The sequence below is a fragment of the Variovorax paradoxus genome, from assembly GCF_029919115.1.
GTDB classification, from domain to species: Bacteria; Pseudomonadota; Gammaproteobacteria; order Burkholderiales; family Burkholderiaceae_C; genus Variovorax; species Variovorax paradoxus_O.
The window spans coordinates 348,807-366,050 of the sequence record NZ_CP123990.1 but is presented as its reverse complement, the minus strand read 5'-3'; the positions used below and the strand labels follow the sequence as shown (position 1 = coordinate 366,050).

Annotated in this window: 14 protein-coding genes and 1 riboswitch; of the genes, 3 read left to right on the top strand and 11 right to left on the bottom strand. The window is 65.9% G+C overall.

Features of this window, described 5'->3' with window-relative positions:
- Window positions 1-213: 213 nt before the first annotated feature.
- The 6 genes from QHG62_RS01725 to QHG62_RS01700 form a co-directional block, all read right to left on the bottom strand.
- A complete protein-coding gene (locus tag QHG62_RS01725; protein WP_281149102.1) occupies window positions 214-2,136 on the bottom strand; it encodes an ABC transporter permease in 1,923 nt (640 codons plus the stop codon).
- A gap of 34 nt (window positions 2,137-2,170) precedes the next feature.
- Window positions 2,171-3,376 carry an ABC transporter substrate-binding protein gene (locus QHG62_RS01720; RefSeq protein WP_281149101.1) on the bottom strand — a complete coding sequence of 402 codons (1,206 nt, stop codon included), beginning with the start codon at window positions 3,374-3,376 and terminating at the stop codon, window positions 2,171-2,173.
- Between the two features lie 71 nt (window positions 3,377-3,447).
- Window positions 3,448-4,032, bottom strand: coding sequence for an amino acid synthesis family protein (locus tag QHG62_RS01715; RefSeq protein WP_281149100.1), 585 nt, complete (start codon window positions 4,030-4,032; stop codon window positions 3,448-3,450).
- Between the two features lie 34 nt (window positions 4,033-4,066).
- The gene (locus QHG62_RS01710) at window positions 4,067-4,708 is read right to left on the bottom strand and encodes an amino acid synthesis family protein (RefSeq protein ID WP_281149098.1); all 642 of its coding nucleotides are present in this window, start codon (window positions 4,706-4,708) and stop codon (window positions 4,067-4,069) included.
- Between the two features lie 20 nt (window positions 4,709-4,728).
- Complete coding sequence (locus QHG62_RS01705) at window positions 4,729-5,646, bottom strand: UPF0280 family protein (RefSeq protein ID WP_281149097.1); 918 nt, start codon at window positions 5,644-5,646, stop codon at window positions 4,729-4,731.
- 167 nt (window positions 5,647-5,813) lie between these two features.
- Window positions 5,814-7,439, bottom strand: coding sequence for a 6-hydroxynicotinate reductase (locus tag QHG62_RS01700; protein WP_281149096.1), 1,626 nt, complete (start codon window positions 7,437-7,439; stop codon window positions 5,814-5,816).
- Window positions 7,440-7,754: 315 nt separating this feature from the next.
- Between QHG62_RS01700 and QHG62_RS01695 the strand changes: the two genes are divergently transcribed.
- Genes QHG62_RS01695 through QHG62_RS01685 form a run of 3 tightly spaced genes read left to right on the top strand, consistent with a single transcriptional unit; the run spans window position 7,755 to window position 10,460 of the window.
- A complete protein-coding gene (locus QHG62_RS01695; RefSeq protein WP_281149095.1) occupies window positions 7,755-8,528 on the top strand; it encodes a ferredoxin--NADP reductase in 774 nt (257 codons plus the stop codon).
- Between the two features lie 19 nt (window positions 8,529-8,547).
- Complete coding sequence (locus QHG62_RS01690; protein WP_281149094.1) at window positions 8,548-9,306, top strand: TetR family transcriptional regulator; 759 nt, start codon at window positions 8,548-8,550, stop codon at window positions 9,304-9,306.
- A complete protein-coding gene (locus QHG62_RS01685; protein ID WP_258503340.1) occupies window positions 9,261-10,460 on the top strand; it encodes an amidohydrolase family protein in 1,200 nt (399 codons plus the stop codon). The genes QHG62_RS01690 and QHG62_RS01685 overlap by 46 nt, the downstream gene beginning before the upstream one ends.
- 130 nt (window positions 10,461-10,590) lie before the next feature.
- Here the strand turns inward: QHG62_RS01685 and QHG62_RS01680 are convergent, their stop codons facing one another.
- From QHG62_RS01680 to QHG62_RS01660, 5 genes are all read right to left on the bottom strand, one after another.
- Window positions 10,591-10,980: a GtrA family protein gene (locus tag QHG62_RS01680; RefSeq protein ID WP_281149092.1), complete on the bottom strand. Its 390-nt coding sequence runs from the start codon at window positions 10,978-10,980 to the stop codon at window positions 10,591-10,593.
- Window positions 10,977-11,951 (bottom strand): glycosyltransferase family 2 protein, encoded by a 975-nt coding sequence (locus QHG62_RS01675; protein WP_281149091.1) that lies wholly within the window; start codon window positions 11,949-11,951, stop codon window positions 10,977-10,979. The genes QHG62_RS01680 and QHG62_RS01675 overlap by 4 nt, the downstream gene beginning before the upstream one ends.
- Window positions 11,948-13,759: an ArnT family glycosyltransferase gene (locus tag QHG62_RS01670; protein WP_281149089.1), complete on the bottom strand. Its 1,812-nt coding sequence runs from the start codon at window positions 13,757-13,759 to the stop codon at window positions 11,948-11,950. The genes QHG62_RS01675 and QHG62_RS01670 overlap by 4 nt, the downstream gene beginning before the upstream one ends.
- Window positions 13,760-13,808: 49 nt before the next feature.
- Window positions 13,809-16,523, bottom strand: coding sequence for a methionine synthase (gene metH, locus QHG62_RS01665; protein ID WP_432445602.1), 2,715 nt, complete (start codon window positions 16,521-16,523; stop codon window positions 13,809-13,811).
- Between the two features lie 60 nt (window positions 16,524-16,583).
- Window positions 16,584-16,689: riboswitch (S-adenosyl-L-homocysteine riboswitch) on the bottom strand.
- 48 nt (window positions 16,690-16,737) lie between these two features.
- Entirely contained in the window at window positions 16,738-17,193 is a 456-nt protein-coding gene (locus tag QHG62_RS01660; RefSeq protein WP_281149086.1) for a PACE efflux transporter, read from the bottom strand.
- Window positions 17,194-17,244: the final 51 nt, after the last annotated feature.

Sequence of the window (17,244 nt, the reverse complement as noted above, 5' to 3'; positions counted from 1 at the left end):
GCTTTTTTCACCGCTGCCGATCGTTTGCTTCCCGAGGCCGGGTGTCGCCCCGGCGGGCGACTCACTTTCTTTTGCTTCGCCAAAAGAAAGTAAGCAAAGAAAAGGCGACCCTGCTTACTTTCTTTGGCGAAGCAAAGAAAGTGAGTCGCCCGCCGGGGCGACACCCGGCCTCGGAACCCCAAAAGAAGCCATCGCCCGAAACAGACCCGCCCCTCAAGTCCGCTTCTCCTTCAAAGCCATATCCGCTTCCGAACGACGTCCCCGCACAAACCGCTCGCTCAACTGCTTCGCAAACCCCGCAATCCCCTGCGGAAACAGCAACACCAGCAGCAAGATGATCGCCCCCAGCGTAGCCCGCCAGTAATCCGTATTGCGAGCCACCGTGTCATGCAGCCAGCTGAAAGTCACAGCCCCCACCACCGGCCCCGCCAAGGTCTGGATGCCACCCAGCAGCACCATCACCAGCCCATCGACCGATTTGTCGACACTCAAGCTTTCAGGCGAAATACTGCCCTTCGAAAACGCATAGAGCGCCCCCGCCAACCCAGCCGCGGTACCGGCAACCACAAAAGCCGTCCACTGCATGCGCTTGACGTCGATGCCGATGGCATCGGCGCGCAGCACCGAGTCGCGCCCCGCGCGCAATGCATAGCCGAAAGGCGAGAACAGCACGCGCCGCAGCATCAAGATGCCCGCTGCCACGAGCACCAGCGTGAGCCAGTAGTAAACGCGCTTTTCCGACAACCACTCCGAAGGCCACACGCCGGTGAGCCCGTTGCTGCCGCCGGTGAATGAATCCCACTGGTAGACCACCGCCCACGTGATCTGTGCAAAAGCCAGCGTGAGCATGGCAAGGTACACGCCCGAGAGCCGCACCGCGAACCAGCCGTAGATGAAAGCGCCGATGGCCGCGACCAGCGGCGCGACGACCAGCGCAAGCTCCATCGGCATGCCGCTCGCGCGCACCAGCAAGGCGGCGCCGTAAGCACCCAGGCCAAAGTAGGCCGCGTGCCCGAACGAATGCATGCCGGCCGGCCCCATGATGAAGTGCAGGCTGGCCGCAAAGAGCGCGGCAATCAGCAGGTCGATCATCAGCACCGTGGTGTAGGGCGAATCGGCGGTGAGCAGCGGCATGGCCATCAGCACCACGCCCAGCGCGGCAACAAGCCACAGGTAGCCCTTGCTTGCACGGCGCAGCGGTTCTTCCTGCATGCCCACGTAGCGGCTCGGCGCCTGCGGGCGGCCGAGCAGGCCCCAGGGGCGCCACACCAGCACGATGGCCATCACGATGAAGTCGACCACCAGCGTGAGCTTGGAGAACGACACGCTGTAGCCGAAGATGTCGACCACGCCCAGCCAGATGCAGACCGCCTTGATTTCGGACAGCAGCAGCGCGGCCACGTAAGCGCCGGGAATCGACCCCATGCCACCCACCACCACCACCACGAAGGCGGCACCGATCGTGTTGAGGTCCATCGCCAGGGTGGCCGGCTCGCGCGGCAGCTGCAGCGCGCCGCCGAGGGCCGCCAGCGTGGCGCCCAGCGCGAACACCGCGGTAAACAGCCATGCCTGGTTCACGCCCAGCGCGCTGACCATTTCGCGGTCTTGCGTGGCTGCGCGCACCAGCGTGCCCCAGCGGGTGCGCGTGAGCAGCAGCCACATGAGGCCGAGCACCACCGGGCCCACGACGATCAGGAACAGGTCGTAGGTCGGAAATTGCCGGCCCAGGATTTCGACCGAGCCCGACAGGCCCGGCGCGCGCGGACCGAGCAGTTCGTCCGGCCCCCAAAAGTACAGCACCGCGTCCTTGATGACGAGCACCAGTGCAAAGGTGGCCAGCAGCTGAAACAGCTCTGGCGACTTGTAGATGCGGCGCAGCAGCACCATCTCGATCAGCGCGCCGATCACGCCCACCGCAAGGGCGGCAATCAGCACGGCCGGCCAGAAGCCGAGCGTGCCGAGCTTTTCTACCAGCGTGTAGGCGAGGTAGATACCCACCATGAAGAAGGAGCCATGCGCAAAGTTGACGATGCGCGTAACGCCGAAGATCAACGAAAGGCCGGCCCCCACGAGGAACAGCGACGAAGCCGACGACAGCCCGGTCAGGAACTGAAGCAGCAGGGACGAGAGGCTCATGGGTGCAAGCGTTCCGGGGGAGAGAAGGAAAAGATCAGTCCGCGGCGCGCGACTTCTTCACGTCGGCGGCGGTGGGCTGGAACTTGGCGCCGTCGAAGTACGTGTAGTCGACCATCACGCCCTTGCCGTTCTCGTTCCTGGTCTTGCCCACGAACGCGCCCATGGTCGACTGGTGGTCTTCGGCGCGATAGCTGATCTTGCCGAAGGGCGAGTCGACCTGCAGGCCCTTGAAGGCGGCAATGAGCTTGGGCGTCTCGGTGCTCTTGGCTTTTTCGATGCCCGCCGCCACCGACTTGATCATGGTGTAGCCAACCACCGAGCCGAGGCGCGGGTAGTCCTTGTACTTGCCGTGATACGCAAGGAAGAAGGCCTTGTGCTCGGGCGTCTGGATGCCGTACCAGGGATAGCCGGTCACGATCCAGCCGTTGGGCGTTTCGTCCTTGAGCGGGTCGAGGTACTCGGGCTCGCCGGTCAGCACGCTCACCACCGTGCGGTCCTTGAAGAGGCCGCGGGTATTGCCTTCGCGCACGAACTTGGAAAGGTCGGCGCCGAACAGCACGTTGAAGACCGCATCGGGCTTGGCGTCGGCCAGCGCCTGCACCACCGCGCCCGCATCGACCTTGCCGAGCGGCGGCGCCTGCTCGGCCACAAATTCCACGTCGGGCTGCGCAGCCTTGAGCAGCGTCTTGAATGCAGCGACGGCCGACTGGCCGTATTCGTAGTTGGGGTACACCACGGCCCAGCGCTTCTTCTTGAGCTTGGCCGCCTCGGGCACCAGCATTGCGGCCTGCATGTAGGTGCCGGGGCGCAGGCGGAAGGTGTATTCATTACCGCCCTGCCAGGTCATCTTGTCGGTCAGCGGCTCGCCGGCCAGGAAGAAGATTTTCTTTTGCTTGGCAAAGTCGGCCACCGCCAGGCCTGTGTTCGACAGGAAGGTGCCGGTGAGCACGTCGATCTTCTCGCGCGCCACCAACTCTTCGGCCACGCGCACCGCGTCGCCGGGGTTGGCGTTGTCGTCACGCGTGATGAGCTCGACCTTGCGGCCGTTGACGCCGCCCTTGGCGTTGATTTCTTCAACAGCCAGTTCCATGCCCTTCTTGTAGGGCTCCAGGAAGGCAGGCTGGGCCTTGTAGCTGTTGACCTCGCCGATCTTGATCACGCCCTGGGCATGGGCAGGAACGAGTGCGGTAGCCAGTGTGGCAACTGCCGCGGCGCTGAAGACGTGACGCAATGGGTTCATGGGGAAACTCCTTGGGATCGAAAGGGAGAAAAAACTGGACGACGTGGATGCGGAGGGTGCGTGGTTGGGATTCAGCGAAGCCCGTCTTCACCCTTGATTTCACTGGCCTGCAGCCCGCCGATGCGAGGCAGCGGACGGCCGCTGTCGGTAATGGCCACCGCCACCACGATCTCGTTGGCACGCGGCGCATCGGAGACGCGGGCTTCGACGGCGTCGAAATGGCTGCGCACGAAGGCGGCGTCTTTATGGCCGAGCGGCACGTCGATGGCGGTGCCCAGCGTGCCGCGCTTCTTGGCAGAAGGCACCAGCGCCGCGCCCTTTTCAACGGCCACGCGCAGCGGCGCGCCCAGCTTGGGATGCAGGATGGCGGCCGCATGCTCGAGCTCGCCGTTCTCGCCCACGATGGCGGCCTTGCCGTAGCTCTGCGCCTGGCCGGGCTCGATGCCAAGTGCCTTCACGGCCTTCTGGCCGAGCAGCGCGCCCAGCTCTTCGCCGATGGCGATCAGCTCGTCGAGGTTCTCGCTGAAGCGGCCCGCATAGGGGTTCTCGATCACGGCGATGGCCACCGCGCGGCGCGTGGGCGGCGTGATGTCCTTGCCCATTTCCTTGCGGGTTTCGTCGACCTGGACGACGAGCTTGCGGATGTTGGCGGTCATGTCTTGTGTTCCTTCTTGTCTCTGTAGGGCCGGCTCAGCGCAGGCCGTCCCATTTGCTGATGTCCTTGGCGAGCAGCCCACCCACGCGCGCATGCACGCGGTAGCCCGTGCTCATGGCCAGGATGAAGACGATCTCGTCGGCCGCGGGCGCGCCGGGCACGCGCACTTCAATGGCGTCGAACTGGCCGCGCACGTAGCTGGCGTTGATGTTGGTGAGCGGCACGTCGAGCGCCGCGCCGGGCGGGCCGACCTTCTTGGTCGAGGGCACGATGGAAAGCGCGTTGCCGGGCTGGCCGGTTTTTTCTTCGGCCTTGCCCGCGGTGTAGGCGGCGCGGCTGCCCTTCCAGCCGAGCAGTTCGCGCATGGCGTAGCCGCCGGGCACATGCCAGAGCGCGCCGTGCTCGAGCTCGCCCGCGGCACCGACGATGGCGCCCTTGCCGTAGGTGGCGATCTGTTCGAGCGGCACATCCATGGCGGCATGCAGCTTGTGCGCCATGTCGACGCCCACGGGGTCGAGCAGCGCCATCATCGGCAGGATGTCGGGCTCGTAGCGGCCCGCAAAAGGATTGGTCAGCACCGCGCCGATGGCACCGCGCACCAACGGGGTGTCGGCGCGCGGGCCGAACTCGTGGTGGATGTGCTCGACATGGGTGAAGACGCGGCGTATATCGATCATGAAAGGAACCTTGCTTTTCGTTAAGCAAATACTGAACCAACTGCCACGGAGGCCGCCGCCGGCAGCGCCTTCGAGCATAAGGGTTCGACAAGTCGCCACTGCCCCTGGCAAACGAGCAGAACGGCCCAGACGAGCCCGCCTTTCTGCAGCACCTTGGCGCAGACAGCCCCCGTGTCCAGCGCGCTTTGTACCTGCGAAGGCGCCAGCGGCGGCACATCGACCGTGACCAAAATGTCGCCCAGGTCGCTATCGTCCTTGCATTCGTTCGCGGGGCGCCGTTGGATGGCTGCATCGTCCACGTCGACGGCATTGGCAATCACTGTGGCGGCGGCGTCGGCTTGCGCCGCCGTGGCGGCAAGCACCGTCACGCTGTCGGCAATGCCCAGCGAAAAACTGCGGCCGCGCCAGCCGCTGGTGGCCACGCCGCGCACCGGCTGATCGGCCTTGATCTCGAACTGGCCGTCGGTGGTGAGGATGCTGCTTTCACCATCGACATGCTTGCGCCAATCGAAGCGCGCCAGGTCGGCATACACACCCACGCGCGCCGATTGCCCGGGCGCGAGGTGCAGCGCAATGTCGCCGCCGTTGTTGATCCAGGCCCGTTCGACGCCCGGGCGGTCATAGAACGCAATGAGTTCCTGCGCCACGGAGCCGGCCACCGCCGCCATCGGCGTGACGAACATCGGCGAGAACGCGGCGCACGCATTCCACATGCGCTTGGCCACCACGCCGCGCGGGCGCATGTTGTCGCTTGCGGGCAGGCGCAAGAGCGGCAGCTCGTGCACCAGTTCGTCGAGCACGTGAACGAAGCGCGCCCACGCTGCGTCGTGCGCGGCCGCGACGGCGTAGGGATCTCCGTACGCCTCGGCCACGATGTCGATCGGGCCATGGTTGAAATGCCAGCGGTTCTTGTCGAGCGCGCTGCGTTGGGCGGTCATGGCAGCGAGCGCGCTGTGCCGGCGCGGTGTTTCTCCCTCCCCTTCCGGGGGAGGGTCGGGGTGGGGGCACGCGGCGCATCCATGGGGCGCTCTGCCCGCCCCCATCCCAGCCTTCCCCCAGAGGGGGAAGGAGCAACAGCCACAGCGAACGAAAGGATGGTCATCGTTCAGCCCAGCATCGGGGCATGCCCGAGCGGCCACGGATTGGCGTCGTCCATCGCGAGCCATTGCCGCGCCAGCGGCGCACCGTCTTCCTGCCAGGCACCGCGCGCGAGCGCCTGTTCTAGCGAGAAGATGTGTTCCATGTGGCCGCCGAGCGCCTGGTAGTCGCTTTGCCGCATGCTGAACTCGATGGGCGCCACGATGGCCGGCGTGGGCACGGTGCCAAAGCTGTTGTCGGGCATGCGCATGACGTCCGCCATCACGGTGATGCCGCCACCGGGCCACACATAGGCCGGCGCGCCGCCGCAGGTCACGTTGACAAGCGCGCGCTTGATGGCGCGCGTGAGCAGCACCGGGTTTTCTGTGACGCCGGCACGCAATGACCCGCCCGCACCGCCGAGGAACAGCACAGTGCACAGCGACGGTTCGCAGTTCTCGCCGATGCGATCGACGATGCGCTTCACCTCGGCGGGCATTTCCTGCTCGACGGGCTTCAGCGCCTCGTCGAGCACGTACCACTGCGCGTGCTCGCCGGTGGTCGATGTCATGAGAAGGCGCAGGCCCGGGCGCGCAACGCCCTCCTCCCAGCCTTCGATGATCGAGAGCGGATCGGCAATGTCGGTGCCGCCCCAGCCGTTGCCCGGATTCGCCACCTGGAAGTAGCGCCCCGGCGTGGACTTGCGCCCCAGCATCTGGATGCCCGAAGGCGCCATGTCGAGGCAGCGCCCGGCCTGGTGCTCGGTGAGCACGCCGGTGATGTGATCGTCGACCACCACCACCTCGTCGGCCACGCCCGCGAACTGGCGCGCGAAGATGCCGACCGCCGCCGAGCCGCAGCCCACGCGCATGCGCTGCTCTTCGACCCCGTTGACGATGGGCGCCTTGCCGGCCTGGATGACGAGCGTGGAGCCGCCGTCGATGGTGCACTCCACCGCCTTCTTGTTGCCCAGCAGCTGCATCAGCTCGGCCGTCATGCGGCCTTCCTTCTTGCTGCCGCCGGTGAGGTGGTGCACGCCGCCGAGCGAGAGCATCTGCGAGCCGTATTCGGCCGTGGTGACGTGGCCGACCACCTCGCCGCGGTAGCGCACGTTGGCCTGCTCGGAGCCCAGGAAGCGGTCGGTGTCGATCTTCACCTTGAAGCTGCAGTAGCTGAAGATGCCTTCGGTAACCACGGTGACCATGTCTACGCCCCGGGCTTTCGAGGCCACGATGAAAGGGGCGGGCTTGTAGTCGGGGTAGGTGGTGGAAGAACCCACGCCGGTGACGAAGACTTCGTCGGCATGCAGCAGGTCGCCGTTCCAGTCGGGAGTGCCCGCCTCGGCGGCCTCTGTCTTTTCGGCGGCCGGCCGGTCGAAGGGCACCAGCTTGGGCGCCTCGCCCGCGATCTCGCGGCGCAGCAGCACCACGGGGTCGACGCGCACCAGCACGCCTTCCCGGTTGGCGTAGCGGTCGCAGGCGCCCGTGCGGCCGTCGGAAATCTGGCACAGCACGGGGCAGGCATTGCACTCGACCTTGGCGGTGCTCATGCGCTCGTTGCGCGGCGGCGCCTTGCCGAAGGCGCTGCCGCCGGCTTCTGCGACCACCGGCATGTCCATGCCGGGCATTCCGTCTGTCTTGGTGTGTTCGGTCATCGGGGCGATCTCGTGGGCAGTGTGTATGGGGCAATCCGGTGTGGCGGGGTTTGCAACAAACGTGCCGTCTGCCCGCTTGTGCCCCGTCTGCCGTTTGTGTAGCATTCCCTACACTTTCATGTTGCGTTCACTACATTCGCGGTCAATGTAGCAAACAGGCCCGATGCTTGCAATGGTGTTTTCTCGCGGTGGTTATCGGGGTTTTTCCGACCAACGACAATGGAGGGTTCGGAGCCGGCCGACGGCTAGCGCCCCAAAGGCGTGCATCTCGGCTCAGCCACCTTCCCCAGTTACCAACCAACTCTTGAGTTCCGTATGAGTGCATTCAGCGAAGAACGCGTCCTGAGCGTCCACCACTGGACCGACCGCCTGTTCACCTTCACCACCACGCGCGACCCGGCGCTGCGTTTCTCGAACGGCCATTTCACGATGATCGGCCTGAAGGTGAACAACAAGCCCCTGCTGCGCGCGTACAGCATCGTGAGCCCGAACTACGAGGAGCATCTCGAGTTCCTGAGCATCAAGGTGGAAGAAGGCCCGCTCACCTCGAAGCTGCAGCACATCCAGGTGGGCGACACCATCATCGTGGGCCGCAAGCCCACCGGCACGCTGCTCATCGACTACACGCTGCCCGGCAAGCGCCTGTACCTGTTCGGCACGGGCACGGGCCTCGCACCGTTCATGAGCATCATCCGCGACCCGGACACCTACGAGAAGTTCGAGCAAGTCATCCTGGTGCACGGCGTGCGCCAGGTCGATGAACTGGCCTATCACGACCTCGTGACCGACCACCTGCCCAAGCATGAGTTTCTCGGCGAAATGGTCGAGAAGCAGCTGCTCTACTACCCCACGGTCACGCGCGAGGAGTTTCGCAACCAGGGCCGCATTACCGACCTGATTTCGAGCAACAAGCTCACCGACGACCTGGGCCTGCCCCCGATCAACCCCACGGAAGACCGCGTGATGCTGTGCGGCAGCCCCGGCCTCCTGGTGGACCTGAAGCACATCCTCGAGGCACGCGGCTTCAAGGAAGGCAACACCTCGACCCCAGGCGACTTCGTGGTCGAGCGCGCCTTCGCCGAAAAGTAGGCCAAGCCTCCTGCGCACGATGGCCGAAAGCCGCTCCGCCAGCACAAAGCCCCAGCGCCGCACCGGCGTGCGCGAGGCGGCGGCGCAGGCCACGCGCGACAGCATCCTGAAGGCGGCGACCAAGGTGTTCGCCAAGTACGGCTACGACGGCGGCAGCGTCGAGAAGATCTCGAAGGCCGCCAAGTCGTACGACCGGATGATCTACTACTACTTCGGCAGCAAGGAAGGCCTCTTCATTGCGGTGCTCGAGGGCATCTACCAGCGCATGGACGACGCCGAGGCCGCGATAGCGCTCGACGCCTCGCGGCCCGTGGAGGCGCTTACCGAAGTCATTCGCTTCGTGCTGGGCTACTACCGCAAGAACCCCGAGTTCGTCACGCTGCTGAACACCGAGAACCTGCACAAGGGCCGGCACATTTCCAAGTCGCTCAGGGCGCGCGAATACTCGTCGCGGGCGGTGGCAATCATTGCCGAGATACTGGCCAGCGGCGCGGCGCAGGGGCTGTTCCGCAAAGACCTGATTGCGCGCGACATCTACCTGCTGATTGCATCCACCGGCTACTTCTACACCTCCAACCGGCACACGCTCACCGCGTTCCTGGGCGAGCCGCTGGAATCGGCCGAGGCGATCACGCACTGGGAAGACTTCGTGATCGAGACCCTGCTGCGCACCGTGCGCGCGGACGAGGCGCAAGACAACAACATCCCACCCCACGACCAGGACCACACGAAATGGCAGAAATCGCAGCCGGCGGCAAGTCGGGCAAAGTCGTCATAAAGAACATCGGGCTCTTGCTCTCGGGCGACATCGACAAGCCCATCCTCGACGCGGACACCATCGTGGTGAACGACGGGCTGATCGTTGCGGTGGGCAAGGAAAAAGACTGCGACCTCGAAGGCGCCAAAACCGTCATCGACGCGAAGAAGACCTGCGTCGCGCCCGGACTGATCGACAGCCACGTGCACCCGGTGTTCGGCGACTGGACGCCGCGCCAGGGGCAGATCGGCTGGATCGATTCCACGATGAACGGCGGCGTGACCACCATGATTTCAGCCGGCGAGGTGCACCTGCCGGGCCGCCCGAAAGACATCGTGGGCCTGAAGGCGCTCGCCATCACGGCGCAGCGCGCGTTCGACAACTTCCGCCCCGGCGGCGTGAAGGTGCTGGCCGGCGCGCCGGTCATCGAGAAAGGCATGGTCGAGAGCGACTTCAAGGAGCTTGCCGAAGCCGGCGTGGGCCTGCTCGGCGAAGTGGGCCTGGGCTCGGTGAAGGCCGGCTACGAAGCCAAGGAGATGGTGGCCTGGGCGCGCAAGTACGGCATTCAGAGCACCATCCACACGGGCGGCCCGTCCATTCCGGGCTCGGGCCTGATCGACAAGGACGTGGTGCTGGAGGCCGACGCCGACATCATCGGCCACATCAACGGCGGCCACACCTCATTGCCCGAGGCGCATGTGTGCGAGCTGTGCGAGAAGAGCTCGCGCGCCATCGAGATCGTGCACAACGGCAACGAGAAGGTGGCCATTGCGGCGGCCAAGGCGGCGCTCGAACTCAAGTGCCCGCACCGCGTGATCCTGGGCACCGACGGGCCGGCCGGCTCGGGCGTGCAGCCGCTGGGCATTCTGCGCATGGTGGCCATGCTCTCGTCCATTGCCAACATTCCGGCCGAGCTGGTGTTCTGCTTTGCCACGGGCAATACGGCGCGCATCCGCAAGCTGAATTGCGGACTGATCGAAGTGGGCCGCGATGCCGACTTCGTCTTCATGGACCGCGCGCAGCATTCGCCCGCGCCGGGCCTGCTGGAGAGCGTGCAGCTCGGCGACATCCCGGGCGTGGGCATGGTGATGATCGACGGCATCGTGCGCTGCGGCCGCAGCCGCAACACGCCGCCGGCGACCGAGATTCCGGTGGTGGTGTCGGGCGCGCACTGAGCGCCAGCACTTCTTTCTCTTTCTCCTTCCCCCTCTGGGGGAAGGTCGGGATGGGGGCAGGCAGAGCGCCCGCTGGATGCGCCGCGTGCCCCCACCCCAGCCCTCCCCCGGAGGGGAGGGAGCAACACCGCTACTTCGCGCGAAACACCAGATAGCGCGCGGACAGGAAGTTCACGACGAGCCCCGCGCAACTCCCCAGCGCCACGCCGGCCGCCGGTGCCCAAGGCCCGCTGACCCAATGCAGCACAAGCACATACGCGCCATAGTTGACGACCGCACCGCCCAGCATCGTCACCAGGTAGCCAAGGTACTCGCGCAGCACGGACGCATTGGCGCTTCGGGCGTTGAAGGTATAGCGGCGGTTCAACGCCCAGGTGGCCGTTGCGGCCGCCAAGAAAGACACCACCCGCGCCCCGTACCAACCCAGCAGCGGCGCCGCAAGGTACAGCACGGCCACGTCGACCACGAAGCCGATCGCGCCCACCACGGCGAACGACAGGAATTCCCGGCCGAGCTTCATCTGGGGGCGCTGTGGCGCACGCCCGGTGTTGCAAGGTAGCGCAGGCGCTTGGCCTCGCGGCGGCCGAGCCGGATGGCGTGCATCACCACGCCGCAAACCATCGACAGCATGGCGGCCAGCATGGCGCCGGTGGCCAGCACCGCCGTGGGGAGCCGCGGCACCAGGCCGGTGTGCATGTAGGTGAGCAGCAGCGGAAAGGCCAGCGCGATGGCGCCCGCCGCGAGCAGCGCCGCAATGATCGAGAAGAACTGCAGCGGCCGTTCGCTGATGAACAGCTTGCAGATGGTCTTCAGGATGCGCCAGCCGTCGCGGTACGTCGAGAGCTTGCTGTGCGAGCCCTCGGGCCGCGTGCTGTAGGCGGTGTCGAGCTCGGCATAGGGCATGCGCAGCTCCAGCGCGTGCACCGTGAGCTCGGTCTCGATCTCGAAGCCGTGCGAAAGCGCCGGAAACGACTTGGCGTAGCGCCGCGAGAACACGCGGTAGCCCGAGAGCATGTCGGTCAGGCCGCCGCCGAACAGCTTCGCCACGGCCCCGGTGAGCAGCCGGTTGCCGAAGCGGTGGCCCGCGCGGTAGGTGAGCGCGTTCTGCCCGTCGTCGACGCGGCAGCCCACCACCATGTCGAGGTTGCCCGCCACCAGCGCATCTACCAGCCGGCGCGCGCTGGCCACGTCGTAGGTGGCGTCTCCGTCGACGGTGACGTACACGTCGGCTTCGACATCGGCAAACATGCGCCGCACCACGTTGCCCTTGCCCGGCGCGGCCACGTGCGTCACGAATGCGCCGCTCGCGCGCGCGATGGCCGCCGTGTCGTCGGTCGAGTTGTTGTCGAAGACGTGGACTTCGGCCTCGGGCAACGCCGCCTTGAATTGCGCGACCACCTGCGCAATGGACAGCCCCTCGTTGTAGCAGGGGATCACCGCCGCAATGCGCATCGGCGTGCGGGCTGCCGCGTGTTGGTCGATATCGGTCATGGTGCGGGAGGAAGAATACGGTAGACCCGGCTGCCGTCTTTCTCGTACTGCAGGGTGAAATATTTGTCGAAGTCGGTTCTGCCGCTGAACACCGGCACCACCGAATTCGGAAGTACGACAGCCACGAAGCCCAGGCCGCCGAGCTTGCTTGCCAGGTCCTTGCCGGACAGGCGGCCGAAGTCGGTGTAGCGCCATGGCCCGAGGGTATCGCCCCAGATCGGATTGGGGCCGTAGTAGATCGCCTCGTTGAGGTTGATCTGGTAGACGCGGCCGGTGGCCGTGCGGCGCAGGTAGTCCATGACGGCGTAGCCGGGCACGTTCTGGCGCAGGAACGCTTCGCGCTGCTCCTGTGTGGGCGAGATCATCGCGACCTTGCGCGCGGTCTGGCTCACCGACACTGCGGCCAGCACGGCCAGCAAGAGCACGGCCACCCAATCGCCGACAAGGCCCGCGCGGCCCGAAGGAGCTCCCTCGACGGGGTCCGCGACTTGCCCGGCCCTGGGCCCGAACACGCGGCGCATGCCCGCGGCGATCCAGCCGAACAGCACCTGCCAGCCGATCGCCGCCGTGAACGCGAGCAGCGGAAACGAGGCCGTGAGGTAGCGCGGATAGCGCGAGGTCACCAGCCACACCGCCACGGAATAGAAGCAGAACCAGCCCGCGGCGCGCACCGCGGCGGAGCGCTTCCACATGACGCTGAAGGGCAGCAGCACCACAGACCAGATCAGCACGTTGGGGCGCGCGGCGTGGTCGCGCACATCGGCCACCTGCTGAACGTAGTCGGCCGGAATCCAGTCGGTAAAGCCGAACACGCGCGCACCGATGGGGTTGAATGGATCGCCCGTCACGACGGCGTTGCGTGCATACCAGTACACGCACGGCAGCAAGAAGCAAAGCAGCATCAGCGCCCAGGCCTTGGGCCGCCGCTCGTGCCACACCACGAACAGCGCCACCAGCGGCAGGAACGTGAGCGCCTGGTACTTGGAGCCCGCGGCCACGCCGAGGCAGAACGCCGCCACGCCGAGCCACCGCATGCCGCTGTGCACCGGCTGCGATTCGCGCCACCACCACAGCGCCACGCATGCGCCCAGCACGAAGAGCGCCACGCCCATGTCGATGAGCGCATTCGAATAGTCTCCAATGCCGAGCCAGATGGCCGCGCCGATGCAGGCGGTGAGACGGTTGGCATGCTGCATGCCAAGGCGGAAGACCATCACCACCGACAGCGCACCCGCCAGCGCATTGAGAAAGTGCGGCAGCACGTCATCGCCCACCTGCAGCGCGGCCGCATAGAGCAGGTTGTAGTTGTACGGAAACCAGGGGTAGCGCAACCAGTCGTGAATGCCCAGGAAGCCCTGCTCCGCCACCTGCCGCGCATAGGGCAGGTGGTACATCAACTCGTCGAAGGCGGCGGGCGGCGCAAGCGGTGCGACCAGCGCCGGAAGCGCCACCAGGGCCAATGCGATCGCGGCGATCTTCTCGGCGCGGCTCCAAGGCACCGCGGGCGCAGTGCCCGCAGCCCGAAGCGTGCGCACTTCGTGCAGCCACGGCCGCAACTGCAACGCGGCAGCAACCACGCCGGCGGCAATCAGCGCGACGGTGGCGCCCACCTTGAAGACGCCGAAGATGGCCAGTGCCTGGAAGCCGCAGATGAAGATGCCCACGCCCAGCGCGGCAGCCATCGAGGCTTCGAGCCAGGCGTCCCGGCGCGGCGGCGGCGCAAGGCGCGCCAGCACTGCGCGCCCAAAGCCCCAGCAGCCGACGACGAAGACGGCCAGCGCCGCGTAGTGCGCGGCAGCAAATATCAACTTCTGAATAACAACTCCCGGCGCCGGTCGGCCATGCCGGCCGGCAGGTTCAAAGGTTCGGCGCCAGCAGGCGCTCGAGATCGGATTCGCTTTCCTTGCGCCGTGCGGCCTGGTCCTGCAGCTGGTCGTGCCCGATCTTGCCGACGTTGAAGTACGTCGAGTCGGGGTGGCTCAGGTAGAAACCACTGACGCTGGCGGCGGGCATCATAGCGAGGCTTTCCGTCAGGGTCATGCCAATGTCCGCGCAATTCAGAAGGTCGAACATCGGGCGCTTCACGCTGTGGTCCGGGCAGGCCGGGTAGCCGGGCGCAGGGCGAATGCCGCGGTATTTCTCCGCGATCATGTCTTCATTGCTCAGGCCCTCGTCGGGCGCATAGCCCCAGAGGTCGGTGCGCACGCGGTGGTGCAGCGACTCGGCAAAGGCCTCGGCCAGCCGGTCGGCCAGTGCCTTCAGCATGATGGCGGAGTAGTCGTCGAGGTCGTCGATGAAATACTTTTCTTTCTTTTCGACACCGAGGCCCGCCGTCACCGCGAACACGCCCACGTAGTCCTTCAGGCCGCTGTCTTTCGGCGCGACGAAGTCGGCCAGGCAACGGCTCGGCCGCGTGACGCCGTCGATCACCTGCTTCTCGGTCTGCTGGCGCATGCCGTACCAGGTCATGGCAACTTCGCTGCGCGTCTCGTCGGTGTAGAGCTCGATGTCGTCGTCGTTCACCGTGTTGGCAGGCCAGAAGCCGACCACGCCGCTTGCGCTGAGCCAGCGGCCCTCGATCAGGCGCTTGAGCATGCGCTGGCCGTCGGCGTACACGCGCACGGCCTCGGTGCCCACGATCTCGTCTTTCAGGATGGCCGGGAACGGGCCGGCCAGGTCCCAGGTCTGGAAGAAGGGACCCCAGTCGATGTACTTCGCGAGCTCCGTGAGGTCGAAGTTCTTGAACACGCGCCGGCCGATGAACTTGGGCACGGGCGGCGTGTAGTGGGTCCAGTCGATGGGCGTCTTGTTGGCGCGCGCCTTGGCCAGCGGCCACATCGGCACCTGCTTCTTGTTGGCGTGCTGCGTGCGCACCTTCTCGTAGTCGGCGTTGATCTCGTCGATGTATGCGGTGGCCTGGTCGCTCAAGAGGCTCTGCGCCACGCCCACGCTGCGCGAGGCGTCGGGCACGTAGACCACCGGGCCTTCGTAGTGCGGCGCAATTTTTACGGCCGTGTGCACGCGGCTCGTGGTGGCGCCGCCGATGAGCAGCGGAATCTTCTTGATGCGGAAGTGGTCGTCCTTCTGCATCTCGCCGGCCACGTACTGCATTTCTTCGAGGCTGGGCGTGATGAGGCCGGAGAGGCCGACGATGTCCGCGCCCTCGACCTTGGCCTTGGCCAGAATTTCGTGGCACGGGACCATCACGCCCATGTTCACCACTTCGAAGTTGTTGCACTGGAGCACCACGGTCACGATGTTCTTGCCGATGTCGTGCACGTCGCCCTTCACCGTGGCAATGATGATCTTGCCCTTGGTGCGCACGTCGCGGCCCGCGGCCTCGTCCTGGCGCTTTTCTTCCTCGATGTAGGGAATGAGGTGGGCCACGGCCGACTTCATCACGCGCGCCGACTTGACCACCTGCGGCAGGAACATCTTGCCCTGGCCGAACAGGTCGCCCACGATGTTCATGCCGTCCATGAGCGGCCCTTCGATCACGTGCAGCGGGCGCCCGCCCTTGGCGAGGATCTGCTGGTAGGCCTCTTCGGTGTCTTCGACAATGAAGTCGGTGATGCCGTGCACCATGGCGTGCGAGAGGCGCTGGTTCACATGCACCGGGTTCTCCGGCGTGCCGCGCCACTCGAGCTTCTTGCTGTCGTCCTTGGCGCCGCTCTTGGCCGTTTCGGCCACTTCGACGAGCCGTTCGCCAGCGTCGGGGCGGCGGTTCAGCACCACGTCTTCCACGCGCTCGCGCAGTGTCGGCTCCAGGTCGTCGTACACGCCCACCATGCCGGCGTTGACGATGCCCATGTCCATGCCCGCCTTGATGGCGTGGTACAGAAACACCGTGTGAATCGCTTCGCGCACCGGGTCGTTGCCGCGAAAGCTGAAGCTCACGTTGCTCACGCCGCCCGACACCTTGGCGCCCGGCAGGTTCGCCTTGATCCAGCGCACGGCATTGATGAAGTCGACCGCGTAGTTGTCGTGCTCCTCGATGCCGGTGGCAATCGCGAAGATGTTCGGGTCGAAGATGATGTCCTCGGGCGGAAAACCCACCTCGTCCACGAGGATGCGGTAGGCCCGCTCGCAAATTTCGATCTTGCGTTCGTAGGTGTCGGCCTGGCCCTTCTCGTCGAAAGCCATCACCACCGCGGCGGCGCCGTAGCGCTTCACCAGCTTGGCCTCGTGCTTGAACTTGTCGACGCCCTCCTTCATGGAGATGGAGTTGACGATGCCCTTGCCCTGGATGCAGCGCAGGCCCGCCTCGATCACTTCCCACTTGGAGCTGTCGACCATCACCGGCACGCGCGCGATGTCGGGCTCGCTCGCAATCAGGTTCAAGAAGCGGACCATCGCGGCCTTGCTGTCGAGCATGGCCTCGTCCATGTTGATGTCGATCACCTGGGCGCCGTTCTCGACCTGCTGGCGCGCAACGGCCAGGGCGTCTTCGAACTGGCCGTTCAGGATCATCCGCGCGAAAGCCTTGGAGCCAGTGACGTTGGTGCGCTCGCCGATGTTGACGAACAGCGACCCGGAATCGATGGCGACCGGTTCGAGGCCGGACAGCTTCATCGGGGGAACGGAAGGCGCGGGTACATCGCTCATGGGGGGCTCACCTGTGCAGGAAAAAACGTCAGGTGAGCGTCGTTTGCGGCTTGCGCCCCGGCCAACGGGGCGCCTTCCAAGCCTGACGGCGGGCCTGTGGACTTGGGCCGCCGCTGCAACGCTCCTTGGAAGGGAGCGCAATTTTACCGGCTGCGGCAAGGGCCGCGGCCTTGGGGGATGTTCAGGCCCCCTGCCCGGCCGCGGCAGCCGGGCTGACCGGCGCCGCCGAGGCTGGCAAGCCGAACACCCGGTCGAAAACCCAGTTGAAGACGAAGGTGTAGACCAGGAAGAACACGACCAGCCCCAGATCCATGACCAGTGCCTGCCAGAGCGACACCCCCAGGCCCCAGGCAAAGAGCGGCACCAGGAAGGCGATCAGCCCGCCCTCGAAGCCGATGGCATGCGCAATGCGCCGGCGCACGCTGCGCCCCCGCACCGCCTGGCGCGATTCCCAGCGCTCGAACAGCGCGTTGAAGGCCAGGTTCCAGATCACCGCGATGACCGATGCGGTCACCGCCAGCACGCCGGAATGGCCCAGGCCCGCATCCGTCATCAGCGCCAGGCCGGCACTGGCGGCCACGATGGCAATCCCTTCGTAAAGCGTGATGTAGACGACGCGGCGCTGAAACCCCTGCATGAATATTCCTCTGGCAAACAAAAACGATGGCTGGACTTTATTTGCCTGAAG